General features: G+C 38.8%; 26 protein-coding genes. 11 read left to right on the top strand and 15 right to left on the bottom strand.

The annotated features are described in order from the left end of the window. Genes BUB91_RS11570 through BUB91_RS11555 form a run of 4 tightly spaced genes read right to left on the bottom strand, consistent with a single transcriptional unit; the run spans position 1 to position 3,584 of the window. A complete protein-coding gene (locus tag BUB91_RS11570; protein WP_073099383.1) occupies positions 1-582 on the bottom strand; it encodes a conjugal transfer protein in 582 nt (193 codons plus the stop codon). A 4-nt stretch (positions 583-586) separates the two neighbouring features. Beyond that, complete coding sequence (locus BUB91_RS11565; RefSeq protein WP_073099382.1) at positions 587-2,989, bottom strand: TraG family conjugative transposon ATPase; 2,403 nt, start codon at positions 2,987-2,989, stop codon at positions 587-589. Next, the gene (locus BUB91_RS11560) at positions 2,976-3,260 is read right to left on the bottom strand and encodes a hypothetical protein (RefSeq protein WP_073099381.1); all 285 of its coding nucleotides are present in this window, start codon (positions 3,258-3,260) and stop codon (positions 2,976-2,978) included. The genes BUB91_RS11565 and BUB91_RS11560 overlap by 14 nt, the downstream gene beginning before the upstream one ends. Positions 3,261-3,296: 36 nt before the next feature. Then, positions 3,297-3,584 carry a hypothetical protein gene (locus BUB91_RS11555; protein ID WP_073099380.1) on the bottom strand — a complete coding sequence of 96 codons (288 nt, stop codon included), beginning with the start codon at positions 3,582-3,584 and terminating at the stop codon, positions 3,297-3,299. A gap of 189 nt (positions 3,585-3,773) precedes the next feature. Here BUB91_RS11555 and BUB91_RS11550 point away from each other — a divergent pair, with 189 nt between their 5' ends. From BUB91_RS11550 to BUB91_RS11500, 11 genes are all read left to right on the top strand, one after another. Continuing rightward, the gene (locus tag BUB91_RS11550; RefSeq protein ID WP_073099379.1) at positions 3,774-4,397 is read left to right on the top strand and encodes an N-acetylmuramoyl-L-alanine amidase family protein; all 624 of its coding nucleotides are present in this window, start codon (positions 3,774-3,776) and stop codon (positions 4,395-4,397) included. Positions 4,398-4,560: 163 nt separating this feature from the next. Next, the gene (locus BUB91_RS11545; protein ID WP_073099378.1) at positions 4,561-4,893 is read left to right on the top strand and encodes an ArsR/SmtB family transcription factor; all 333 of its coding nucleotides are present in this window, start codon (positions 4,561-4,563) and stop codon (positions 4,891-4,893) included. 53 nt (positions 4,894-4,946) lie between these two features. After that, positions 4,947-5,585, top strand: coding sequence for a hypothetical protein (locus BUB91_RS11540; RefSeq protein WP_073099377.1), 639 nt, complete (start codon positions 4,947-4,949; stop codon positions 5,583-5,585). 10 nt (positions 5,586-5,595) lie between these two features. Further along, positions 5,596-6,063, top strand: a complete 468-nt coding sequence (locus BUB91_RS11535) for a DUF6428 family protein (protein ID WP_073099376.1) — start codon at positions 5,596-5,598, stop codon at positions 6,061-6,063. A gap of 20 nt (positions 6,064-6,083) precedes the next feature. Next, entirely contained in the window at positions 6,084-6,857 is a 774-nt protein-coding gene (locus BUB91_RS11530; protein WP_073099375.1) for a metallophosphoesterase family protein, read from the top strand. 12 nt (positions 6,858-6,869) lie between these two features. Continuing rightward, positions 6,870-7,250, top strand: a complete 381-nt coding sequence (gene gcvH / locus BUB91_RS11525; RefSeq protein ID WP_073099374.1) for a glycine cleavage system protein GcvH — start codon at positions 6,870-6,872, stop codon at positions 7,248-7,250. A 1-nt stretch (position 7,251) separates the two neighbouring features. After that, the gene (gene arsB / locus BUB91_RS11520; RefSeq protein ID WP_073099373.1) at positions 7,252-8,298 is read left to right on the top strand and encodes an ACR3 family arsenite efflux transporter; all 1,047 of its coding nucleotides are present in this window, start codon (positions 7,252-7,254) and stop codon (positions 8,296-8,298) included. Between the two features lie 151 nt (positions 8,299-8,449). Beyond that, positions 8,450-8,821 carry an ArsR/SmtB family transcription factor gene (locus tag BUB91_RS11515; protein WP_073099372.1) on the top strand — a complete coding sequence of 124 codons (372 nt, stop codon included), beginning with the start codon at positions 8,450-8,452 and terminating at the stop codon, positions 8,819-8,821. 12 nt (positions 8,822-8,833) lie between these two features. Next, the gene (gene merTP / locus BUB91_RS11510) at positions 8,834-9,457 is read left to right on the top strand and encodes a mercuric transport protein MerTP (protein ID WP_073099371.1); all 624 of its coding nucleotides are present in this window, start codon (positions 8,834-8,836) and stop codon (positions 9,455-9,457) included. Further along, positions 9,458-10,804 carry a dihydrolipoyl dehydrogenase family protein gene (locus BUB91_RS11505; RefSeq protein ID WP_073099370.1) on the top strand — a complete coding sequence of 449 codons (1,347 nt, stop codon included), beginning with the start codon at positions 9,458-9,460 and terminating at the stop codon, positions 10,802-10,804. Between the two features lie 9 nt (positions 10,805-10,813). Next, positions 10,814-11,023: a GDCCVxC domain-containing (seleno)protein gene (locus BUB91_RS11500; RefSeq protein WP_073099369.1), complete on the top strand. Its 210-nt coding sequence runs from the start codon at positions 10,814-10,816 to the stop codon at positions 11,021-11,023. 17 nt (positions 11,024-11,040) lie between these two features. Here BUB91_RS11500 and BUB91_RS11495 read toward each other — a convergent pair whose 3' ends face one another. From BUB91_RS11495 to lpdA, 11 genes are all read right to left on the bottom strand, one after another. Further along, positions 11,041-11,703 carry a P-loop NTPase family protein gene (locus BUB91_RS11495; protein WP_073099368.1) on the bottom strand — a complete coding sequence of 221 codons (663 nt, stop codon included), beginning with the start codon at positions 11,701-11,703 and terminating at the stop codon, positions 11,041-11,043. Further along, complete coding sequence (locus tag BUB91_RS11490; RefSeq protein WP_073099367.1) at positions 11,687-12,439, bottom strand: hypothetical protein; 753 nt, start codon at positions 12,437-12,439, stop codon at positions 11,687-11,689. Before BUB91_RS11490 ends, BUB91_RS11495 begins: the two co-directional genes overlap by 17 nt. A gap of 2 nt (positions 12,440-12,441) precedes the next feature. Then, complete coding sequence (locus BUB91_RS11485) at positions 12,442-12,726, bottom strand: helix-turn-helix domain-containing protein (protein ID WP_073099366.1); 285 nt, start codon at positions 12,724-12,726, stop codon at positions 12,442-12,444. A gap of 293 nt (positions 12,727-13,019) precedes the next feature. Continuing rightward, positions 13,020-13,871, bottom strand: coding sequence for an RteC domain-containing protein (locus BUB91_RS11480; RefSeq protein WP_008610946.1), 852 nt, complete (start codon positions 13,869-13,871; stop codon positions 13,020-13,022). A gap of 277 nt (positions 13,872-14,148) precedes the next feature. Further along, the gene (locus BUB91_RS11475) at positions 14,149-16,101 is read right to left on the bottom strand and encodes an FTR1 family protein (protein WP_073099365.1); all 1,953 of its coding nucleotides are present in this window, start codon (positions 16,099-16,101) and stop codon (positions 14,149-14,151) included. 753 nt (positions 16,102-16,854) lie between these two features. Beyond that, positions 16,855-18,786, bottom strand: coding sequence for a heavy metal translocating P-type ATPase (locus BUB91_RS11470; protein ID WP_008610948.1), 1,932 nt, complete (start codon positions 18,784-18,786; stop codon positions 16,855-16,857). Positions 18,787-18,798: 12 nt separating this feature from the next. Continuing rightward, complete coding sequence (locus BUB91_RS11465; protein WP_073099364.1) at positions 18,799-19,797, bottom strand: sodium:calcium antiporter; 999 nt, start codon at positions 19,795-19,797, stop codon at positions 18,799-18,801. Beyond that, positions 19,797-20,480, bottom strand: coding sequence for a lipoprotein signal peptidase (locus BUB91_RS11460; RefSeq protein ID WP_008610950.1), 684 nt, complete (start codon positions 20,478-20,480; stop codon positions 19,797-19,799). Before BUB91_RS11460 ends, BUB91_RS11465 begins: the two co-directional genes overlap by 1 nt. Before the next feature lie 44 nt (positions 20,481-20,524). Beyond that, the gene (locus BUB91_RS11455) at positions 20,525-21,316 is read right to left on the bottom strand and encodes a cation efflux transmembrane domain-containing protein (RefSeq protein WP_008610951.1); all 792 of its coding nucleotides are present in this window, start codon (positions 21,314-21,316) and stop codon (positions 20,525-20,527) included. A 75-nt stretch (positions 21,317-21,391) separates the two neighbouring features. Then, positions 21,392-21,640, bottom strand: a complete 249-nt coding sequence (gene acpP, locus BUB91_RS11450) for an acyl carrier protein (RefSeq protein ID WP_008610952.1) — start codon at positions 21,638-21,640, stop codon at positions 21,392-21,394. 254 nt (positions 21,641-21,894) lie between these two features. Then, positions 21,895-23,298: a dihydrolipoyl dehydrogenase gene (lpdA, locus tag BUB91_RS11440; RefSeq protein WP_008610954.1), complete on the bottom strand. Its 1,404-nt coding sequence runs from the start codon at positions 23,296-23,298 to the stop codon at positions 21,895-21,897. Between the last annotated feature and the right edge of the window lie 63 nt (positions 23,299-23,361).

Raw genomic sequence — 23,361 nt, 5'->3', positions numbered from 1 at the left:
TTAGTACTCGGTTTCTCGGTTATTGACTTTATCCTGCATTTTTCTAAAGGAAATAATGTCACGATAGCGTTTGGTTTTGGTTGTAATATTGGAAACCATTTGCTTGGATTCCTGCTCTTTTGCTTTAAGGATTTCAGCACGTTCGGCATCGCTCATTTTTAGGTAATCGCTGGATAGTACTTCATCAATAAAATCTACTGTGTCTAACGAGTTTTGTACTATGGCATCGAACGATTCCACAACCCTTGAAACTTCATCGGGTTTGATGTAGGGCGAATTCAAAATATCCTGTAAATCATTTTGCATTACGCTGATCAGGTGCTGGTTGTTTTGTCCAATTTCTTCAACTGCCCTTAGTTGCTGGACAACACTTGACACTTTTTCTATCGCCTCTTTTGCATCTTTTAAGAACTTCACAGACTTAATCATTTGAGCGGTCTGTTTACCTGATTCTATAAGCTGTTTTACCAAGCTGATAAAATTGGTATTATCGTAAGTAGGCATTCCTTGGGCGGTTGCTTTGCCTGACATAAATAAGGTCAATACTACCGTTGTTACTAAAATTTTGATTTTTGTCTTCATAATATTATGTTTTAGATGTGAATTGAATTATTGCTTTTTGCATATCGTGATGCTCATTGTAGAGCTTCATTATTTCCTCGTTTTCCTGTCCATCGGTCAAATAAGCTGCATAAACTTCCTTCGGAACTTCGAGCCGAAAAATATTACTTTCCCTACCAATCTTGATAAACATTTCGGTGTACTTGCGTGGACCGGAAAGATTGTTCTTGATGGACTTTAATTGGTTTAAATCGTGGCTGGAAAGGTTGAGACGTTTGACCAATTCGTCATAGCCTTTTTCGTTATTGAGGCTATAAATAACCTGTGTATTTTCAAGAATACTTGCTGAAGTTGAATTATTTGGTAGCTGATTGATGGACTGAAGAATAATCCCAATCGCACCATTTTGTTTTCGGATGGCTTGATAGTAAAATTCCACACTTTCCAACACGTTGTCAAACTTCAATTGCTTGGCAAACTCATCAAAAAGGATGATGCCTTTTTCTGCCCTGTTTTTCCAAATGGTTCTTTGAATGGCGGATTTAATTAGCTTGAGCATCACAGACAGGATTTCCTTATTGTCCTTGACTTCATCCAGTTCAAAAACAATCAAGCGTTTGTCTTCGATTTTGTAAGTCTGGTCTTCGCTTACTTCAAAAAGGAAGCTATATAGACCATCGCCGACATATTCGGACATTACGTGCAAAAAGCTCGTGACATTGAAATAGTCGGGATGGATTTTCAAGGTGTCAAGAAGGTCTTTCTGATACCTTTCTATAAAGCTGTAAAAATCATCCAACGAATGATTTTCTGAAGTGCTATCGTAATAATGGCGCAGAATCTTTTTAACCGATACCGATTGTGCTTTGGTTACTTTGAAATCTGAGGCAAACAGTTCAAACAGGAAAACCGATAAGTCTTCCAAACGTTCCGGTGTCAGGTCATTTGTGTCACTTATGTAAAAAGGATTGATACCTAAGTTTTTTCCGCTTTCATAGCGAAGCACCGTATATTTTTCAGGATAGAGTTTGGCAAACTTGGTGTATGAGCCACCCAAATCTATGATAACCAACCGAACGCCACTTTCAAAATACTGGCGCAAAATGTTATTAGCCAAAAAGGATTTTCCTTCGCCAGTAGGCGCGAAAATGGCAAAGTTCCTTGCCTTGATACGTTTCTTCTTTTCATCCCAAACATCCTTTAAAACAGGAATATTATGCTCACGGTCATTAAAGATGATTCCAGTAGTATCGCTTTTGTAATTGGTGTTATTGATGAACAGGCAAAGTGCGTGCTTCAAGTCCGTGACGTATAAATCATTGTTTGAGAAATTGGAAGAGAAACAGCAGTAACTGTTCAGTATATAATTTTTACGTTCTTCGCCTCGTGGATAGTAAGGTATGATATCCAGTTCCTTAAATTCAGTCTTTATTTTTGAGGTTATCTTATCGAGCTCTTTGGCTTCCTTTGCCCAATAAACAATGTTCAGATGTCCACGAATAATCCGTGCATTATCATCGGCATTGATTTGGTCAAGGATATGTTGGATTTTACCAAGCACCACTTTATTCTGCGAACCGAAATTTGAACTTTTGTTGAGTTCCTCAATCTTCTTATCAAGTAGTTTACGCCACTTTTGTTTATCATCGAGATATAAGATTTGATTGACGATGTGGTTCTCGTCAAGCGTAAGCCCTAAGCCATCAATAAACCCTTGATGAAACACAAAATCGTCAGAAGTGAATTTCTCATTGGTCTTGCTACTCTGTACACTTTCGCCAAAGCACAGTTCGCTGTTGATGGCCAGGGCATCAAAATGGTTTTCGCCAATATTGACGCTTTTTTTGTCCAGTAAAATGTCAGTATCATAACCTTCATTAAAGCCATTGAAATAGGCACTTGTTAGTTGCTGTATCTCTTCCGCTTTAAGCGAAACAAAATCCATCTTTCGGCTATTGTTGATGAAGGAAACTGAATCACTTACCGAGTTGGCGAAACTCTTAATGTTGTCATCCAATTCCTGTATGATTCCCTTTGAAACTTTTCTAAAGGGATTGACGTACTTAGGATTGTTGAGCGCTTTGTTCTTGGTCAAGATGAAAAACAAATAACAGCTGTGCTCGATATGACCACGACCTTTAAAATGCTCGTGGGTAGCCTTTTCCAGAAAGGTTATATTCGGAAGTTGTTCTGAAGAATAGGATTTCTTCAAGTAGATATCCTGTTTGTGAACCACAGTACCAACAGGCAACGATTTCAACGCTTGAAACCAAGCACCGTGCATATCCTCAAAATCCTTTTCAGATAGTGAATAGATTTCCGGCAGATTACCATTATAGCATAGGACAATGTTGCCATTGTTGGCAAATACGATATTGTCCTGAATATCTACGATGGGTTGATATGCTGAAAGGTTAATCTTGTTCATAATCAAAGCCTGAGTTTCTTTTGTTACTAATGATTTTTGGAAATGCTTTAGCCATTTGGAATAGTTGCGGATTGTGGGTTATTCTTGTCAAAGCCACATATAGGGAAGCGTTGAATACCAACACACCTATGATTATCCCAAAGCTGAAAGAGAAGATGATGATGAGCAGCGAAGCCAAAACGGAAACCATCATTAAGGCAAACAGGGAAATAGGCAGCCCAAAAATGACCGCCCTTTTCCTAATGTTTTTATAGACCTCGTATTTCTTCATAATGCTCGGAAAACAAATCCCTCATAGAGGGTTCATCTATACTACAATTCCTATTAAGTAAGTGAAGATGCCGACTACTGCACCTGCAATAAGAACAAAGACGAGTACTCTGGTTATTCCTTTTTTGAGGTCGGCATTTTCGCCGAAGAAATGTCCGGCATTAAATAGGAAGCCTACCAAGAAGATGACACCCAATAAGATTGGAAAAATAGTTCTGATGGTATCGCCTACATCGTTAACGGAATCTTCAATGCCACCAATTTGAGCAAAAAGCGAAGTGGATATGAGCGAAATAATGGATGCTAAATAGTGTGATTTTTTCATAACGGAACGGATTAAATTTTTGGTTCATTTTCGTTATTGGAAATTTACATATATTTGAACATAAATAACTGTAAATCAAATATTTGTGAATAAAATATTATTTGATATTGTTTGAATTCCGTTGCTATTATTTGACATCAAATCCTATGGAATTTTGAAGGGAAGTTGTTGATAACCCGAAAATTGATAATGAAAAATCTGCTCAAAAACGTCAGTTTTGTGATTTTGGTTCTAAAAATGTGCTTCATTTTTGGACAAGAATCGACTGCTCAAAAACGAATTATAATTGACGTTGGACACGGTGGAAAAGATACAGGTGCAATCGGCATAAATAACATCCAAGAAAAGGATGTGGTTTTGTCCATTGCTGATGCCATTTTAAGGTTGAATAACAGCTTGGAAAATCCACTCGATATTTATTTGACCAGGTATAGTGATACGCTCATTTCTTTATCAGACAGAACTAAGCTGGCCAAAGCACTAAAAGCGGATTTATTTGTGTCTTTGCATTGCAATCATTCTGATAATCCGGATGCGAGAGGGATAGAGGTTTATGCTTCAAGAAAACAAGAAAAATTCTCGAAAGCATCGGTTTTTATAGGCTATCAAATTGAACGAGCCCTTTGTGAAGCCATTGGTTATGAAAGTCGAGGTGTAAAGTTTGCCAATTTTCAGGTGTTGAAGGAAACTACAGATTATTGCCCTGCTGTTTTGATAGAATTGGGGTTTTTGTCAAATAGGGATGAAGCACAATATCTAATTCAAAAACAGAGCTTGATTGCCATTGCGGTATCTATTTTAAAAAGTTTATAAATTAAAGAATAAGATTATGAAAGAACTATTCATTGAAATTATCCAAAATATCAAACAACTAATAACGGCCTATTTTAAAGAAATTAAGAATTTAATGCAATAAAATAATTTTGACAGTTTAAATATTAATCGTAATATTGCAATGAATTAATATAATAGTGAAATGGGATTGGCCAAAACCGAAATATTTACAGATGAGCAAAACCAAATATCGGTTTTTGCAAAAGCTTTTGGACATCCCGCAAGAGTCGCCATACTGCAACATCTTTTTAAAATCGATACTTGTTTCTGTGGCGATTTGGTAAAGGAAATAGGTTTGGCTCAACCCACAATTTCCCAACACCTCAAAGAATTAAAATATTTAGGTCTTATAAAGGGAACAGTTGAAGGTACGAGTGTATGCTACTGTATAGATATGGACAATTGGAAAGAAATGAAGGATCTTATGACAGCGTTTTTGGGGCAGGATTTGTTACCAAAAGATGAATGCTGCTAAAAAAATTTAAACCATTTAATCGTTTTATTGCGATAAACTTATAAACTATAATTATGAAAACAAAAACAATAATTCCCATCGTGGTATTCTTACTTTGCTTTCAGCAAGTAATTCAAGCACAAACGCTCAAGAAAAAAATCCAAAAATCTGTTGTAGAAATTGGCAACACCTTCGCGGAAATTCCGATGGAACGATTAAAACGCCTTGACCAAGTAGCGTTTTTAATTTTCAAGAAATTGGACGATAACACAAAAGTAAACGTACTATTTGTTGATTCCGGTAACCAAGAAATAAGTCAGCTTGCATTGGTTTGGCTGCAAACAGGGATGATTTATTATGGTCACAATACTATGTTAAGTCTTCAATCTGCTGGTATCTCACCCAAAATCGAACCCATATCAAAACTGGCAATTCTAAAAGAATATGGTTTTAGCATAAGAAATACGCGTGGGGAAAATCCAATGTCCTATAACATTGACTATGGTTCGGGAAATTGGGTGGTTTATCCCAAGTCCTTACAATCCCTGCAATCAACCAGCGATAATACTATTGAAATATATGTTGAGAAAATTTCATCCAACGAAAATGAAAATAACAACGTCGAATTAATATTTACCGATACAAATACAATCGCGAGGGAAATGCTGTACTTGGCCACTCGAATAAACAATCTCTTGCAAACGAAACAATAACATTATTACTATGAAACTTTCACAAATTAAAAAACAGCTTACCCAATTGGACAGAATCGCTTTCCAATTGCCAAATGGCGATTTAGTCCCCAGTCATTTTCACGTTACCGAAGTAGGTAAGATTACCAAACACTTTATTGACTGCGGTGGAACGGTGCGCAATGAAGAAGTTGCCAATTTTCAACTGTGGAATGCAGATGATTACGACCATAGGTTACATCCAGAAAAACTACTGAATATTATTGAACTTTCTGAAAGGATATTAGGTATCGAAGATTTGGAAATCGAAGTGGAATACCAAGCCGAGACCATCGGTAAATTTGGACTCGATTTCGACGGAAACAATTTCCTGTTGACTACAAAACAAACGGACTGTCTCGCAAAAGACCAATGCGGTATCCCTACAGAGAAACCTAAAATGAAATTATCTGAAATTCAAGCAACAAATTCCTGTGCACCAGGAAGTGGCTGTTGCTAAACCTATAAAAAAACTTCACAATGAGAATAATACTATTCAGCGATATTCATTCAAACTTACCTGCATTACAGGCCTTTTTTGAAGATTTGGAAAATAGGGAATACGATGCCATCTACTGCCTTGGCGATTTGGTGGGCTATAACGTTTGGCCCAATGAGGTCATCGAGGAAATTAGAAATCGAAAAATACCGACCATCGCCGGCAATTACGACTTTGGTATTGGCAGGAAAAGCGACGATTGCGGTTGCGCCTATAAAACCGATGAGGAAAAAGCAAATGGGGCGGTCTCGATTTCTTTGACCAACGAATTGGTAAATGAAAACAACAGGGCGTATCTGAGAACACTTCCAGCTCATATCAAATTGGAATTCCAATTAAATGAAGACCAATTGAATGTACTACTGGTACACGGAAGTCCACGAAAGATAAATGAATATCTCTTTGAGGACAGGGCAGAGAAAAGTATGATTCGTATTATGGAACAAGCCGATGCTGATGTGATGTGTTTTGGGCATACGCACAAACCATATCACAGAACTTTCAATTCGGCAGATGAAAGTACGTCACATTTTCGACACGCTATCAATATCGGGTCAATTGGCAAACCCAAAGACAGCGATAACCGAGGTAGTTACGTCATTTTAGATATTGACGAGAACGCTTCCATTAAAGATAAGGACAGTATTACTGTTGAATTCGTAAAGTTCGAATACGATATCGAAAAAGCGGCAAAGGCCGTAGAGGACAGTATTTTACCTAACAGCTACGCTGATAATTTAAGAAACGGATATTAAAACTTTGTAAAAATGGAAGCATCTGATAATCTATATTTTTCGAAAGAACACACTTGGATAAAAATTGAAAACGATACCGGAACGGTTGGCATTACCACTTTTGCGCAAAGTGAACTTGGCGAGATAGTCTATATTGACTTACCAAACCTGGGCGATGAGTTTGAACAGGATGAAGTTTTTGGTTCCGTCGAGGCACTAAAAACTGTAAGTGATTTATTTATGCCACTTTCGGGCGAAATTACCGCTGTCAACGAAAATCTACTCGAAAACCCAACGCTTGTAAACGACAAACCGTTTAGCGAAGGCTGGATGGTCAAAATTCAAGTTAGTGACCTGGACGGACTTTCTAACCTTTTGAGCTACGAGGCTTATCAAAAATCAATCAATAAATAATATGGCTAAGAAGAAATTAGGCTTTCTCGACAGGAACCTCACACTTTGGATTTTTGTCGCAATGGCAATAGGTGTTGGGATTGGGTACTTTTCCCCATCATTTCCAAATATCATAAATTCATTCAGTAGCGGAACGACCAACATACCCATTGCGATAGGTTTGATATTGATGATGTATCCCCCTTTGGCAAAGGTCAATTATTCGCTGTTGCCCAAAGTTTTTAGAAATACAAAAATCCTTTCCATATCTCTTATTTTAAACTGGATAATCGGTCCTGTTTTAATGTTTATTTTGGCAATCACGTTTTTACGCGATTACCCCGAGTATATGGTCGGACTTATCCTAATAGGCTTGGCACGTTGCATTGCAATGGTCTTGGTGTGGAACGACCTCGCTGAAGGAAGTAGCGAATATGGTGCTGGTCTGGTCGCTTTAAACAGCATTTTTCAAGTATTTGCATATAGTTTCTATGCGTGGATATTCATAACTATACTTCCGCCTTATTTTGGGTTTGAAGGCGCTATCGTTGATATTTCAATAGGTACGATTGCAGAGAGCGTGGCTATTTATTTAGGTATTCCGTTTGTTATGGGAATATTGAGCAGATTAATCTTGGTAAGGTTGAAAAGCGAAGAGTGGTACACTAAAGAATTCATTCCGAAAATTTCGCCCATAACCTTGATTGCACTTTTGTTTACAATTGTTATAATGTTCTCGCTCAAAGGCGAACTGATTGTAGAAATCCCGATGGATGTAGTAATTATTGCAGTCCCATTGCTCATCTATTTTACCCTGATGTTTATCATCGGCTTTTTCTTTACCAAAGCCACAGGTGCGGAATATGATAAAACTACTTCCGTGGCGTTCACAGCAGCTGGGAATAATTTTGAATTGGCTATTGCTGTTGCCATTGCAGTTTTTGGGTTGAATTCTGGACAGGCTTTTGCAGGTGTTATTGGACCTTTAGTGGAAGTTCCAGCATTAATACTATTGGTTCGGGTTTCCTTTTGGTTGCGGAAAAAATATTATGGAAAAGTCGAGGTTTAAGTTGCTAAAGAAGTAGATTTTCTTTTATCACCAGCTTTGGTATCAAAAGCAATCCAGATTAAAAGTTCACGTTTTAGATTTATTCATTATTTAAGTATTTGCTTAAATAATATAATAATGATATATTTGTGGCCACTTTAAATCAAAAAAGATGAGCTTGGAAATAACCTGTACACGGAACGAAGCAGACAAGAAGCAAATATCGAGATGTAAGGAAACCATAGAGAATTCTTCAGGTAGCTTAGAAGCAATAAGCAAAATTTTGTCTCTTGCGGGAAGCGAGGTACGACTGAAAATTCTATTTCTATTGAACATAGAGAATGAACTGTGTCCTTGCGATATTGCTGACATTCTTGAAATGAGTGTTCCTGCCGTATCCCAGCATATCCGAAAAATGAAGGATGCGGGAATTATTACATCGAGACGTGAAGGGCAAACATTGTATTATTCGCTGGTAAAGAGTGAGGACAATGTTTTGAATGGAATTTTCAATTCAATTTCGACAAGAAAGAAAACAGCTTAGAAAGTTTACATTATGGCACCGAATAAAACTTCAAATACCGCGACCTATACCGGCATTTTTACCGCAGTTGCAGCATCAATATGTTGTATAACCCCTGTCTTGGCATTAATTGCTGGAACAAGCGGAATTGCATCTACCTTTTCTTGGGTCGAGCCATTTAGACCCTATCTTATCGGCTTGACCATTATTGTCTTGGTGTTTGCCTGGTATCAGAAACTGCGGCCGAAAACACAGGAAGAAATAGATTGCGCCTGTGAAGATGATGCGAAACCATCGTTTTGGCAATCCAAACGGTTCTTATTGATAGTAACACTATTCGCCGCATTGATGCTGGCCTTCCCGTACTATTCCAATCTATTTTATGCACAGCCCACCAAGGATATTGTCTATGTCTCTCAATCGAATATCAAAAAGCAGACTTTTGAAGTCGCTGGAATGACCTGTGCAGGCTGTGAGGCACACGTAGAAAACGAAGTCAATAAGCTGGATGGAATTATTTCGGTCAAAGCCAGCTACGAATATGCCAATACCATAGTGGAATTTGACAAGACCAAAACCGATTTGCCTGCAATCCGAAAAGCTATAGAAAGCACCGGTTATAAAGTTGTCGAGAAAACCACTAAAGAAAATAAGTAGATGAAAAAATATGATGTTTTCATTATTGGTTCGGGTATGTCAGGTATGACAATCGCCAATAAATGCGCTTCAAAAGGTCTTTCGGTGGGCATTACTGATGAACTGCCTTATGGTGGCACCTGTGCCCTACGAGGCTGTGACCCAAAAAAAGTGATTATCGGTGCCACGGAAGTACGCGACTTTGCTAAAAGACTTAAAGGGAAAGGCATTGATACCATTCCGAATATCAACTGGAGGGATATAATGGCGTTCAAACAGACCTTTGTTGATGAAATGCCGAGGAAAATAGAAAAGGGGTATAAGAAGAACGGAATCGACACCTTTCACAATTCCGCTACGTTTATAAATGAGAATACCTTAAGTGTAGGTAACGAGACCATTCAAGCTGATAAAGTTGTAATTGCGTCAGGTTCAAAACCAAAAGTTTTAGATTTTGAAGGCGGACAGCTTGCGAAAACGAGTACGGATTTTCTAAACCTTAAGGAATTACCCCAATCCCTGCTTTTCATCGGTGGTGGATATATCGCCTTTGAATTCGCGCATATTGCCGCACGTTCTGGTGCCGAGGTAACAATAGTACATCGAGGCAAACGTCCGTTGGAAAACTTTGACAAGGATATTGTAAAACATTTGGTCGATGCCACAGGTAATTTAGGTGTTAAGCTCGTTCTTGAAACTGAAGTTTCTAAAATTGAACATAAAGATGACAACTACATTACTACAGGAATTTCAAACGGAAAGGAAACTAACTTCAAATCGGCAGAAGTATTTAATTCCGCTGGTCGTCCCCCAGCCATTTTTGATTTAGAATTGAAAAAAGCAGGTATATCCTTCTCAAAAAAGGGGATAGAGGTCAACGAATACCTTCAGAGCAAATCGAACGCGAACATATATTCAGCTGGCGATGCAGCGGACTCAAGAGGATTGCCCCTAACACCCGTAGCTGTTTTGGAAGGACACGTCGTAGCTTCAAATATCATTAAAGGAAATAAGAAAAAAGTCAGTTATCCCCCAATGCCTTCAGTAGTTTTCACTTTGCCCACTATGGCAACCGTTGGCCTATTGGAAGATGATGCCAAAGAAAAGGGATATGATATCAATGTCAATTTTGAAAAAGTGGATAATTGGTTCAATGCGAGACGCCTGAATGTGGATGAATATGCTTATAAAACAATCATCGATAAAAATAATAATACCATTTTGGGCGCGCATCTGATCGGACCTCATTGTGAGGAAACCATCAATCTTTTCGCAATGGCGATAAAGACCAAGATGACCATAAGCGATTTGCGGACAATGGTATTTTCATATCCTACAATGGCATCTGACCTAACCTATATGCTCTAACTATTATTTATGGAAACTACAATATTAAAATCTACGATCACCTGCCCTGAATGCGGCCACAAAACAGAAGAAGAAATGCCAACCACGGCCTGTCAATTCTTTTATGAATGTGATAATTGCAAACAAACACTAAAACCAAAAGAAGGGGATTGTTGTGTATTCTGTTCTTATGGTACTGTGGCTTGTCCGCCGATTCAAGAAAATAAAAATTGTTGTTAAAAAGCCATACTATAAATTCACTTCCTCTTATCCCCAGCTTTAGTATCAAAAGCAATCAAATTAAAAAGTTCCCGCATTCGACTACGGACACGATTACCATAACGTTCTTCCAGTTCTTCTGCGTTGAGATTGGTGGTGGCGTGGGTCTTGATTTTGTGTTTGGTTTGTAAGTACAGCTCGTATCGAGATAAAAGTACTTCGCCCATTACGTTCAAATCCTTTCCGTAGAATCTGCCAGAAGGTTCCACGCCCAAATCATCAAAACAGTAAAATTTAGTGTTACCATATTCTTCAACGGTTTTAAAACCCAAATGATTAAAACTGAAGGTTACGTTTCGGCAAGGAATCATCTCATAAGGACGTTGCAAAGGCACTAAATGGCGCAATAATTTCATTAAACTGGTTTTGCCGCAGCCAACAGGTCCAGAAAGTAGAATGCCTTTGTCAATGTCAATACCATAAGTCTCACAGTTGTCTTTATCCTTGATGAAGTAGGAACAGAGTTTCAGTAGAATATCCTTGTCCTCATCATAAATTCTGAATCTTTTTCCAAACAAAAGTTTGCCCTTGGCATTCAAGTAAATCAATATTTTTGGAAAATCATAGAGGACGCTTTTGCCATCAAATTTTCCGAGCGAATATTCCACGCCACCTTCGGTAATTTTAGAGGGGTTGTCCATAATCTTTGTTTTTAGTGGTTCGCAAGTTGTCCTTGATTTGGGACGCTTGTTTTTCGTTTGCTTTGTTTTCCTCGTCGAATATTTCGGTTCTGTCCATCCAGTTGATGGCTACGGCACGCCAATCTCGGATGTCTTTTCCGTCGCTGGTTTGCCAATTACGAGTTTGGTAATGCTCAAAGAATTTTTTTGCTTCATCAGCATCAAAACCTTTTTCTTCAAAAAAAATGAAAACGGCCTGCCAGCCCTTTGGCTGTTTTATATTGTTTTCTTGTTTGTTATTGTTTATAGTAGATACCAATGCTTGTCCACCTATGGGACGGTGTTGGTTCACTACTTGTCCGTTATTGGGACGGTGCTGTCCCACAACTGGTTCACGTATGGGATGGTAGTGTTCCGCAAGTTGTTCTAATGTGGGATTGTACTGTCCCACAACAGGTTCATCACTTGTCCCGATAATGGCCATCTTTATTTTGCTGCCTTTGTACGGATTGTTGGAAGGGAAATAGCTCAAATAGAGCCAAGAATCTAATTCCGTTATGCACCGATGATAGGTAGATTTTGAACCTATTTTGGCACAACGCATCAAATCCCTACGGTTTACATATAGTTCATCTGCAAACCTTGAGCTGTTCCATTCTTGGAACAGCGCCATATATAAGCTTATATGGGTAGGATTTAGGCGGTCATCAAAATAGAACTTTTCAAAAGCCGCATTAAGTAGCTTTATATAGTTCATCGTTAAGAATTTAAACTATGATCCACACGGTTGGCGTCCATTACTTTTTGAATTTCCTCTGTATCGTAATAGATAATGCCACCCACTTTTGTGTAAGGTAGCGTACCATTGATACGAAGATTCTGTAAAGTGCCTGGACTAACTTGAAGCAAGTCCATTACCTCGGAAGATTTTAAATATTTCTTGAGTTTTCCAGTTGCTTGTTTAGATAGAAGATTCTTGATGTCATCGAGCAATTCCATTTTAAATTCTCGAAGGTCGTCGGTGGTAATAATATTTGCTGGCATAATAGAACGGTTTTAAAGAAAGGGACTATCGTATCGATTTCAACTAATTTGATAGTCCCTGACCTGATTTGACTTTCGTTCTACAAATTTGGGATGGTTTATTGGATTTTAATCCCAAGTTGTACCCAAGTAGGGTGTTTTTATTTGCTCATTTTCAATGGTTTAAATTGGTTTGATTTAGAGGTGTCACTTTAAATCATCTATGCCAAATGATAATAGATAAAATTAATTTTATTTTTTCACAAGTAAGACCCAACTTGGGAAGAAATTTAACATTTTTAAAAATGAAAATATCAACCGTCCGTTTCTTCCATTCGCCTTAAAAGTGTTGCTTTTAGTCTATCAATAAACTTGGTTTGGTCGATTTTCCGTTCTCTTATTTCGAGAAAAGTTCTATAAACGTTACCAAGATTAAGTTCAAAAATATCTTCACAAGCTGAAGCCATTTCTTTAATACCAGCTGTACCGCTTTTTATCGCTCCAGAAGCCTGTAAGGCATAAATCAATTCAATCAGGTCAGTTTTTGAAGCCGTCCAGCCAAGGCGCTCACCATTGGCTAAAGTGTTTAGTTTATTTGAAATACCGTAGGACTGATCTCTTAAATAACTTAATTCCTGAACGTAGTGATTTATTAAGAGGTCATAGGCCATAATTTTAGCAATTGCGTTATCGTGACTTGTAGAAAATTCAGCATCAGTATAGAAATGGGAAGTGTCCGAAACCAGACTAATTTTATCTTTACCTCTTATAAAGTAAAATTCATCTAAAACCGTAGATTCCTCCCGGTAATATTTAATAAAGTCGATATTCCGGCGGTTACTTTCTTGAAGTTTTTGAATTTCTTCGTCTATAAAGATCTGTTGAGATTGAATCGTTCCCGCCGGGCGATTAATCAAAAAATTATACAGTTTAGCATAGAATTTCAACCTGCTATAAACATACGGCTTGTGCTTTTTGAAAAATGTTATTTCATTTTCTTTATTTTTGAATTTATTATCTCTAATACATAGCCGAAGTTTTTGTAAATATTTCCTTGAGATTGTAATTCCCTTTTCAACTACATTGAAATCATTAACGTTGGACTCCTCTATTTCTAATATTTCATTTTTGAAATCTTCTATTATTTTAAGTAAATCTTTTTCCAAATTTAATCTGGGTTTAAATGTTAATAAAATAAAACCCACATTATTGACAACTGTAATTTTGGGGTTTAAGAAATCGCATTTTGCATCTTAACATCGTTTCCAAAACGACTTAATACAAAACACCTAAATCATTTGGTGTCATAAAGAGAGACTAGTTAAAATACACGCTCTATAAATGTTACTTTATTACCATTATTAGGCTTTTTAATTCGTTAGGTTTATTATTACATTATATTCAAGCCTGTAAAAGTTTGAGGAACTCAACTCTACGCATCTCTTATTTGACTTGAATAGCCCTATTTCTATGATTGCTAACATAATACAACAGTAAAAGAAACCCTAACAAGACCACTTGTGCCATTAGAGTTTCATTTGTAGGATACACGCCCAACCAATCTATCTTAAGGGAAATAGGGAAACTAGTGACTGATACCCAGCCTGCCTCTTGGACAGCGTGAATCCCTTTTCCAATTAATATTATCGCAAGTAAGGTTATTACCCAAGCCGAATATCTAAAAAGTTGCCTTACCGGAATTCTTTTGGAATATTTTACAAAAATCACTGCAAGCAATGCTATCAGTCCAAAAGCAGCAATCACGCCCAAACCTATGGAAGACCCATCACCAGTTTTGGTCTCTAAGCTAATGGCCTGTAAGAAAAGGATGGATTCAAAGGCTTCCCTAAATACAACCATAAAGGAAAATACGGCCAATCCAAACATTTTTTCCCCTCTTAGTTGTTTGCCTATCTTTTTTTCTATAAATTCTTTCCACTTTTTTGAATGGGAATGATTATGCAGCCAAAACCCAACAAATGCCAGCACTATTACCGCTACTAAAGAAATCAATCCCTCCATAATCTCACGGTTCTTACCACTAATACCGATTATCCAATCTGACAGGAACCATCCTGCGATACCTGTTAGAATGGCCATAATCCACCCGCCGTGTACATACGGGAGTGCTTTTTTAGTGCCGGAAGTTTTTATTAAAGCCAGGATCAGGGCAATGATAAGGAATGCTTCAAGCCCCTCGCGCAACATAATAGATGCTGCCAAGAAAAAGGAAAGCCAATAGTTGAGCTTCGTATCCCTCATCAATTGGTCCGCACGGTCTATCATTGATACCGCATCAGCGATTTCAGCTTGTACCGTGGAGATACTTTTAGAGCTCTCTATAGCTTGTCTAACCGCCATCATTTGCTGCTCTAGTTGTGAGGTGAATTCTGGGTCGTTGGCTTTCAATCGTACTTCTACCGGTTCAATACCTTCGAGATATGCATTCAGGGCATTTTGACGTGCCGATTTTTTATTGCCCGCCTTATAATCTAACAGAACAGCGTTCAGGTAATTTCTGGCAACAACAAGACTATTGTCGGTCGAGGCCTTTTCGAGAGAAAAAATTCTTAGAGCTTTCAATTTTTTATAAGTAACGGAATCTTCGTAGCCCAACTTTTGAATCAATTCCTTATCGGATAGAGTAGCCACATCTTTTAAGGAAACTTCATTAGAGATTTTGTTAAATATTTCCTTTAGCCCAAGCGAATCTGCAGAAGAGGCATTAAACCTCAGGGATTTGATATAAAAGGAAAGATCCCATACTTCTTTATCGCTCAACATACCGAAACTTTGCATTGCAGTTCCTTCTACACCAAGTTTGATGGTGTTATAAGCCTGAAAGGGGGAAACCTCACGCATAAGGGTATCGATTAAGAAATTGGTAGGCGCCGGATTTAGGCCCATAGCTAGTTTGCCCTGTCCATTACCGCTTGCTCCGTGACATTGAATGCAATTGGTCAGGAATAGTTTCTTTCCATTATCAATATTTGGCCAATTAGGTGGGCTAATTTCAAATTCCGTAAAATTGATAATAGCCCACTTGACCTTTGAAGTGACCTCTTTTATTTTTTGATGGGAAACCTTGTTTAGTACATATGCTCTCAAATCAATCAAGTCGCTCTGTATCTGGTTTGCCTGCGTTAAGGAGAGCTCCAGATTTTGGCTTAGTGAGAGTATGGTTTCACTAAATTCCTTCATTTCAAGGTATTCACCTTCGTTAACTATAACACCATCTTTAACCGCTGCTGGATAATCTTTTGATAGATAATCCAATAAATGTATAATGGTCTGAATATTCGAGTCATCTTTGACCGTGCCGGCATAGATGTTCGAGCTTAATAAGGCAATGAAGCTTATTAGAAAAATACTTATATAACGCCTGTGTTGTAACATAAAAAAATTATTATAAAAATCACTAATATTATTTAGACTAAATAAATATAAAGATACGCTTTAAAACAAATCCTTTCGCAAAAGGTGCGGTCAATATATCAATACTGAGTTACTTTATTAAGTAATCAATCTTATATGATATGGAGATTCTTAAAACATTATGCACCTAATTTTAAATCTTTTAACCAAGGCACCAATTTTCAGATTTTATCCATATACCAAATCTTTTATAAAGAAATGAAACAAGAGAAGGGCTGCGATAAAAATTCCAATTAGGGCCATAATTGCCTATAACTTGTCTCTTTTGGTTATTTTACTCTTAGACCTTTTCTCCCTTCTTCTTATTCTTCTGTTTAATGACATAATTTGATTTCGAGTAATCAAGACACTTTTCAACTGGCAATAGGGACAATCCCTGAACCTTAAAAAATTTCAATTATTAAGAGGAAGGCGATGTCATCTATATAAATGAACTAGTTAAACACTATATTTTCAACTCCCCACAGTATTAGATAAATTAAAAATCCTTTGAATAGTATCAATCCGAAAAAAGCAGGTAAAAAAAGTAGAAAATGGCATCGAAAAAATAAATTATAAGTACTATAGAAAAGATTCCGACAAGTGCTAGGATGCCGTACAATCTGTCTTTTGTTGTCATAGTACTTTTTAGGGATTTTTCATTCCTTTTTCTTTGCCTTCTATTTCTACGATTTTGAGACATTTTATTCTTTATATGCTTCTTCCAATTTTAAATTAGTCCCATTTCATTTTCTGTAGTCGAATGGCATTGAGTATGGCAAGGAAGGCTACTCCAACATCTGCAAAAACTGCTTCCCACATTGTAGCCATCCCCATTGCGCCCAAAATCATAACAATGATTTTTACACCGAAAGCCAAACCAATATTCTGCCAGACAATGCGTCTTGTAGACCGGCCTATTTTTATTGCCCTTGCTATTTTAGAGGGTTGGTCGGTCTGGATAATGACATCCGCCGTTTCAATGGCCACATCGCTGCCCAAACCACCCATTGCAATGCCTACATCACTTATTGCCAAAACCGGGGCATCGTTAATGCCATCGCCAATAAAGGCAATCTTGCTGTCCGGGCGTTTTTTTAAAGTTTCCACTTCATTCAATTTATCTTCCGGTAAAAGCCCTCCTTTTGCCCAATCGATTCCCATTTCGTTTGCCACTTGCTGTGTAATTGAATCCTTGTCGCCCGAAAGCATTATAAGTTGTCGAATTCCTGCTTGACGTATTTGTTCAATGGCTTCGTGCGCATCTTCCTTCAGTTCATCGGCTATGGTTACATAACCTGCAAATTTTCCATCAATGGCTACCATTACAATGGATTCAACAATAGCGTCCGTTTCTGATGGAACTTCAATACCGTTTGAGGTCATCAAAGCTTTGTTACCTACAAGTACTGTTTTTCCGTTGACCATCCCTTTCAAGCCCTTTCCGGCTACTTCCGAAACATCGGTCGCCTCATAATCCGAACCGTCCGCTTTATATTCCAATATCGCCTTCGCAATGGGATGTGTGGATTGTTCTTCCATCGCCATCAGGTACTTCATAAACGTTGCCTTTTCTAATGTTATGGGTTTAATTTCCTTTATTTTAAAGACCCCGTGGGTAACGGTTCCGGTTTTGTCCATTACTATCGTATTCACTTGGGTCATTGCATCCAAAAAAGATGCGCCCTTGAAAAGTATACCGTTACGGGATGCGGCACCCAATCCACCGAAATAACCTAGGGGAATGGAAATGACCAATGCACAGGGACAAGAAATTACCAGAAAAATCAAGGCTCGGTATAACCAATCCTGAAACACGTAATCGTCCACAAAAAAATAAGGTAAAAACGTTAAGCATACCGCTAAAAAAACTACGATAGGAGTATAGATGCGTGCAAATTTCCTTATAAACAGTTCCGTCTTTGATTTTCTTGCGGTAGCATTTTGTACCATATCGAGAATACGGGCAATGGAACTGTCCTTGAATTCTTTGGTGGTTTCCACTTCTATAACACCTTCTAGATTGATGCTCCCGGCAAAAACCTTGTCTCCTTTGGCAATGGTGTCGGGTTTGCTTTCCCCCGTAATCGCTGCGGTATTGACCGATGCTTTTTCGGATAGTAATTTGCCATCTAAAGGAATCTTTTCGCCTACGCGCACTTGTATTTTTTCTCCAATTTCCACGGTCTCGGGATTGACGGAAACATAATCGCCGTTTCGATACACCACGGCCTCATTAGGGCGTACATCAAGCAGCGCCTTTATATTACCCTTTGCTCGTTTTACAGCTGCGTTTTGGAAGAGCTCACCTACGGCATAGAAAAGCATTACCGCAACGCCTTCAGGGTATTCCCCAATGGCGAACGCCCCCAGGGTTGCGATGGACATTAGGAAAAATTCGGTAAAGAAATCACCGTCCTTGATACTTTCCCATCCCTCTTTTATAACAGGAAAACCAACGGGGATGTAGGCTACCGCATACCAAACGATTCGCACCCAACTTTTAAAAAATGGGAAGGCGTCAAAATAATCAACCGCAATACCTACTATAAGCAATACAAAACTGAAGATGGAAGGGATATATTCCTTAATACTCAGTTGTGCTGAAACCTTATTTTCAATTGATGTATCGTTGAGGTCTCTTAAATTTAGTTTTTTCTTTTTCATATATGTTTTATTTTAAAATAGTTTTAGAACAAAAAATACCATTATTAATAGATAGACGATATAGGCTGCATCGAAAACGAATATCTGCCATCTGCTAAAACCGTGAAGTTCCTTGCTTTGATGGACAAAAAGGGAATACAAAAGCGGCATCAGCCCAACGAAGGCAAGGTTCACCCAGAACAACTGAAAATCTTCGATAGGGGTGGTTACCAGTGCCAATGGGAAAAAGGCTACCGTCATCGTAACCGCATTATCTGCGATAACACTGGTGGTGCCTGCCGTTACTTCGCCTCCTTTCACCACGCTCCAGGTCTTGAATATTTCAGGCGCGGTGGTCATTATACCCGTGATGAACAATCCGCCAACGATTTCAGAAATATTCAGGGTCGAAACAATATTTTCAGTGGCCTTTACAATAAAAAAAGCTCCTACCGCTATCGCCAAGGCTCCTGCAACAGATAACCAAATCTGTTTTTTGTCCCATTCTACATTTTTGCCCTTTTTCCGGCCTTTTATGATGGCGTGGGCCAAGAAAACTGCGTAGGCAGCGAGCATAATCCACCCATCCACAGGCTGAAGTCCTCGCCAGGCTTTGGGCAAAGTCAAAAGGGCGACAAGGGCGATAATCCCCAGATAAGGCAGGGAAAGGACAGAAATAGATCGTTTATTCAGCACAAGAATATTTTTATCGAGGTGTTTTTGATGTTTCTCATTGTTCTTGAATCGTTTCCGTGAAGCGAAATACGCTATGGTAACCATTAACGGAATGGAAATGATATTTGAGCCCAATAGATTACCTAGACCAATATCGGATACGCCCCGGGCTGCACTGGTAACGTTTACAGCTACCTCGGGGCTAGCGGTTACAATGGCAAGGAATGCTGCACCTGCTGAAGCGGTCAGGCCCCATTGTTTGCGGAGCATCTTTAAAGGCGTCAAGAGTTGGTCCGCACCCCAGTGTGCCGCCCAAGCTGCTACCCCCAATACTAATATCCATAACCAGACGTCCATTAATAATTGTTGTTTATTATTGTTCTGTTACCATCGGTATATTTCAACTTTTTCATATTCGATCTTTTCTGGACCTTTCGTTGTTTGTTTTGAAAGATCAGGAGCAAAATCACTCCCGTGCTAATCCAAACATCTGCGGTATTAAATACAGGGTCGAAAAAAGTAAATTCATTGCCTCCCCATAATGGCAGCCATTCCGGAAGCCTTGTATCTATAATTGGAAAGAACCACATATCGACTACATTACCATTTAAGAATCCGGCATAACCACCGCCCGAGGGGAATATTTCTGCAATGTTGCGAAGTGCGGGATCACTTTTTTCAAAGATCAGTCCGTAAAATGCACCGTCAATCAAATTACCCAATGCACCTGCGTATATAAATGCTGCACAGATTACAAAAACCTTTGCATATCCTTCACGTATCATCTTTTTGATATAAAAAGTCCCCCAAACAATGGCGGCCAGCCGAAATAGGATCAAAACAAGCTTGGCCAGATATCCCTCCCCAAACTTAAAGCCCCAGGCCATTCCGGGATTTTCCAAAAAATGCAAGCGAAACCAATCCAGGCCAAATACGTAGTACTCCTCGCCATAATAAAAATGGGTCTTCACATAAATCTTTATGGTCTGGTCTATTGCCAACAACAGTAAAATCAATAATGCTACACTACTTTTATTCATAATTTCCTATTGTTTCCCAACGTCTTGTGCAACATATATTTGCATTATTTAGATAATTTTAAAATTCTTATGGCGCCCCGCATTACAAACGTGAAGACGATGCCGCCAATCACCAAATCGGGCCATTTGCTATTCAGAAAATAGACCAGTACCCCTGCCACTATAACCCCACCGTTTACAATAATATCATTGGACGTAAAAATGGCACTGGCCTGCATATGCGCCTCCTTACTTTTAGCCTTGTTTATCAACCAAAGCGAAATAAGATTCCCCAGTAGGGCAAAAATTGAAACAATGATCATCCATTGGAACAAAGGTGTTTCTGTATCGCTGAAAAACCTTCGCAAGACCTCTGCAAACCCAAGTGTTGCCAATGCCATCTGAAAGTATCCGCTGAATTTTGCCACCTTCTTTTTTCTTGAAATGGCACCACCTACTGCGAATAGGCTCAACGCATATACGATGGAATCTGCCAGCATATCCAAGGAATCCGCCACAAGTCCCATAGAAGAGGAAATCCAACCTGTGGTCATTTCGATAACGAAAAATCCAAAGTTGATGCCCAAGACCCACCAAAGGATTCTTTTTTGTTTGGATTGGTCTTCCATTACGGGTGTTTCGGCTTCTGTGGTTCCCTCAAAGGAATCCCCAAGTTTTAAGCTGGCTATAGACGTTTGTATTGCTTTAACACCGTCCACGTGATATATTTCTAATTTTCTATTGGGAATATCAAAATCCAAGTGTTTTACTTGAGCATAAGACTCCAACTTCATTCGAATCATCTGCTCTTCTGAAGGGCAGTCCATTTTAGTTATTATAAAAGTGCTTTTTTTCATTATTATTTGTTACTAGATAATTTTATTTAATGATTCTTTTTGCTTTATTGGAAGCGCTAATTTTTTAATTTTTTGTTACGAATCCGTATTTTTAATCATATCCCTAATGTATGTCTCGGCTTGGCCAATGGTGTTTAATTTTTCTGCCTCATTATCTGGAATGGCTATATTGAACTCGTTTTCAAACTCTAGCATCAATTCGACCATATCCAACATATCCGCACCAAGGTCTTTCGTAAAATTCGCTTCCGGTCTTATTTGATTCGGATGTATTCCAAATTTATTGACCAAGAGCTTGTTGAATCTTATTTTAAATTCGTCCATCTGTACTTCATTTATTTATGCGATTCTATATATCTTTCCAAGAGTGACTTCAGGCTATCTAAATAGTCCACGAACGAGTTAACGGAAATCTCGGGTGTTTCGCAATCAGGGATTGTAATAGGGTTTTCATCAAGATATTGGTATAGTTCGGGGTATTCCTGCTCAATTCTCAATGTCAATTCGTTAATTTCCTTGGTCAATCGCTGAAGCTTCTTCATCTCTTTTATTCTTTATTGTGCCGGTTATTGTAAATATTAAATATGCAATGCCCTGTCTTCTGTAGCGGCCAGACAAGCTTCCTTAAAGGTCTCGGAAAATGTGGGGTGCCCGTGTGACATTCTTGCAATGTCTTCGGCAGCTGCCCGAAATTCCATCGCTACCACCGCTTCGGTGTAGCTGTCTGCAATGCGAGGGCCTATCATATGCACGCCCAATATCTCATCGGTCTGCTTATCTGCGATTACCTTGATAAAACCATCCGTATCCATACTTATCTTCGCCCGTGCGTTTGCCTTATAGGGAAAAGAGCCTGTTTTTATACTTTTATTGGCCTTCTTCAGTTCTTCTTCCGTCAAGCCTACTCCGGCCACCTCAGGCTGGGTGTACACGATATTTGGGATGAGCGAGTAATTGATATGGGGCTTTTGGCCAACAATCCGTTCGGCTACGAAAACGCCCTCTTCACTGGCTTTATGGGCAAGCATTGCCCCTCGGATTACATCCCCTATGGCATACACACCCTTGATGTTGGTTTCGAGGTTCTCATCTACCGCTATCTGTCCTTTCTCATTGGTTTCCACTCCTATATTTTCAAGCCCTAAATTGGCGGTGTATGGTTTTCGACCAATGGCCATAAGGCAGTAATCGCCATCTAAACTCATTTCTTCTTTACCGGAAAGATTTTCCGCTTTCAATTCTACTTTGCCATCAGTTGCCGTTGCATAGGTTACCTTATGTTCCAAATAAAAATCAATTCCCTGTTTTCTTAGGGAACGGTGCAATTGATGTCCCAGTGCGCCATCCATAGTGGCAATGAGGCTATCAAAATATTCTACTATAGAAACCTTTGAACCCAGGCGGGCGAATACGGAACCTATCTCAACACCGATAACGCCTCCGCCAACGACTATTAAATGCTTGGGGATTTCCCGTAGCGCAAGGGCCTCGGTAGAAGAGATGATACGGTTTTTGTCGATTTTAATATTGGGTAATGAAGCGGGTTTGGACCCTGTGGCAATGATGATTTTATCGGTTGCTATGGTTTCCGTTTTATCTTCGCCCTTAATTTCAATCGTGTCTTTGTCCTTGATGGTTCCGTGGCCTTCATAAACGGTAACCTTGTTCTTTTTCATCAGATAATCAACACCATTGATGATTTCCTGTACCACATCCTGAACCCTTTGGTTCATTTTCAGGATATCGACATTGGCTTCTTTAACATCAATCCCAAATTTTTCGAATTGATGCTTGAGTTTGTAATAATGCTCAGAGGCTTCCAACCAGGCTTTTGACGGGATACAGCCCACGTTTAGACAGGTACCGCCCAACGTGCTGTACCTTTCAACAATGGCCACTTTTAGACCCAATTGGGCGCAACGGATGGCACTTACATACCCGCCCGGGCCAGACCCTATAATTGTTACATCATATTTTTCCATATTCGTAAATTTTTTAATTAAATAAGGTGGGGGAAACCTTAAGCTGACCAGTGGGCGCAAGGG

Origin of the sequence: Leeuwenhoekiella marinoflava DSM 3653 (genome assembly GCF_900129005.1) — a bacterium.
Taxonomy (GTDB): Bacteria; Bacteroidota; Bacteroidia; order Flavobacteriales; family Flavobacteriaceae; genus Leeuwenhoekiella; species Leeuwenhoekiella marinoflava.
Note: the sequence above shows the minus strand (reverse complement) of the source record. Positions and strands in the feature narration are given on the sequence as shown.

Coding starts and splice junctions, on each gene's coding strand:
- BUB91_RS11570 (WP_073099383.1), bottom strand. CDS start 582: ATGAAGACAAAAATCAAAATTTTAGTAACAACGGTAGTATTGACCTTA.
- BUB91_RS11565 (WP_073099382.1), bottom strand. CDS start 2,989: ATGAACAAGATTAACCTTTCAGCATATCAACCCATCGTAGATATTCAG.
- BUB91_RS11560 (WP_073099381.1), bottom strand. CDS start 3,260: ATGAAGAAATACGAGGTCTATAAAAACATTAGGAAAAGGGCGGTCATT.
- BUB91_RS11555 (WP_073099380.1), bottom strand. CDS start 3,584: ATGAAAAAATCACACTATTTAGCATCCATTATTTCGCTCATATCCACT.
- BUB91_RS11550 (WP_073099379.1), top strand. CDS start 3,774: ATGAAAAATCTGCTCAAAAACGTCAGTTTTGTGATTTTGGTTCTAAAA.
- BUB91_RS11545 (WP_073099378.1), top strand. CDS start 4,561: ATGGGATTGGCCAAAACCGAAATATTTACAGATGAGCAAAACCAAATA.
- BUB91_RS11540 (WP_073099377.1), top strand. CDS start 4,947: ATGAAAACAAAAACAATAATTCCCATCGTGGTATTCTTACTTTGCTTT.
- BUB91_RS11535 (WP_073099376.1), top strand. CDS start 5,596: ATGAAACTTTCACAAATTAAAAAACAGCTTACCCAATTGGACAGAATC.
- BUB91_RS11530 (WP_073099375.1), top strand. CDS start 6,084: ATGAGAATAATACTATTCAGCGATATTCATTCAAACTTACCTGCATTA.
- gcvH (WP_073099374.1), top strand. CDS start 6,870: ATGGAAGCATCTGATAATCTATATTTTTCGAAAGAACACACTTGGATA.
- arsB (WP_073099373.1), top strand. CDS start 7,252: ATGGCTAAGAAGAAATTAGGCTTTCTCGACAGGAACCTCACACTTTGG.
- BUB91_RS11515 (WP_073099372.1), top strand. CDS start 8,450: ATGAGCTTGGAAATAACCTGTACACGGAACGAAGCAGACAAGAAGCAA.
- merTP (WP_073099371.1), top strand. CDS start 8,834: ATGGCACCGAATAAAACTTCAAATACCGCGACCTATACCGGCATTTTT.
- BUB91_RS11505 (WP_073099370.1), top strand. CDS start 9,458: ATGAAAAAATATGATGTTTTCATTATTGGTTCGGGTATGTCAGGTATG.
- BUB91_RS11500 (WP_073099369.1), top strand. CDS start 10,814: ATGGAAACTACAATATTAAAATCTACGATCACCTGCCCTGAATGCGGC.
- BUB91_RS11495 (WP_073099368.1), bottom strand. CDS start 11,703: ATGGACAACCCCTCTAAAATTACCGAAGGTGGCGTGGAATATTCGCTC.
- BUB91_RS11490 (WP_073099367.1), bottom strand. CDS start 12,439: ATGAACTATATAAAGCTACTTAATGCGGCTTTTGAAAAGTTCTATTTT.
- BUB91_RS11485 (WP_073099366.1), bottom strand. CDS start 12,726: ATGCCAGCAAATATTATTACCACCGACGACCTTCGAGAATTTAAAATG.
- BUB91_RS11475 (WP_073099365.1), bottom strand. CDS start 16,101: ATGTTACAACACAGGCGTTATATAAGTATTTTTCTAATAAGCTTCATT.
- BUB91_RS11470 (WP_008610948.1), bottom strand. CDS start 18,786: ATGAAAAAGAAAAAACTAAATTTAAGAGACCTCAACGATACATCAATT.
- BUB91_RS11465 (WP_073099364.1), bottom strand. CDS start 19,797: ATGGACGTCTGGTTATGGATATTAGTATTGGGGGTAGCAGCTTGGGCG.
- BUB91_RS11460 (WP_008610950.1), bottom strand. CDS start 20,480: ATGAATAAAAGTAGTGTAGCATTATTGATTTTACTGTTGTTGGCAATA.
- BUB91_RS11455 (WP_008610951.1), bottom strand. CDS start 21,316: ATGAAAAAAAGCACTTTTATAATAACTAAAATGGACTGCCCTTCAGAA.
- acpP (WP_008610952.1), bottom strand. CDS start 21,640: ATGGACGAATTTAAAATAAGATTCAACAAGCTCTTGGTCAATAAATTT.
- lpdA (WP_008610954.1), bottom strand. CDS start 23,298: ATGGAAAAATATGATGTAACAATTATAGGGTCTGGCCCGGGCGGGTAT.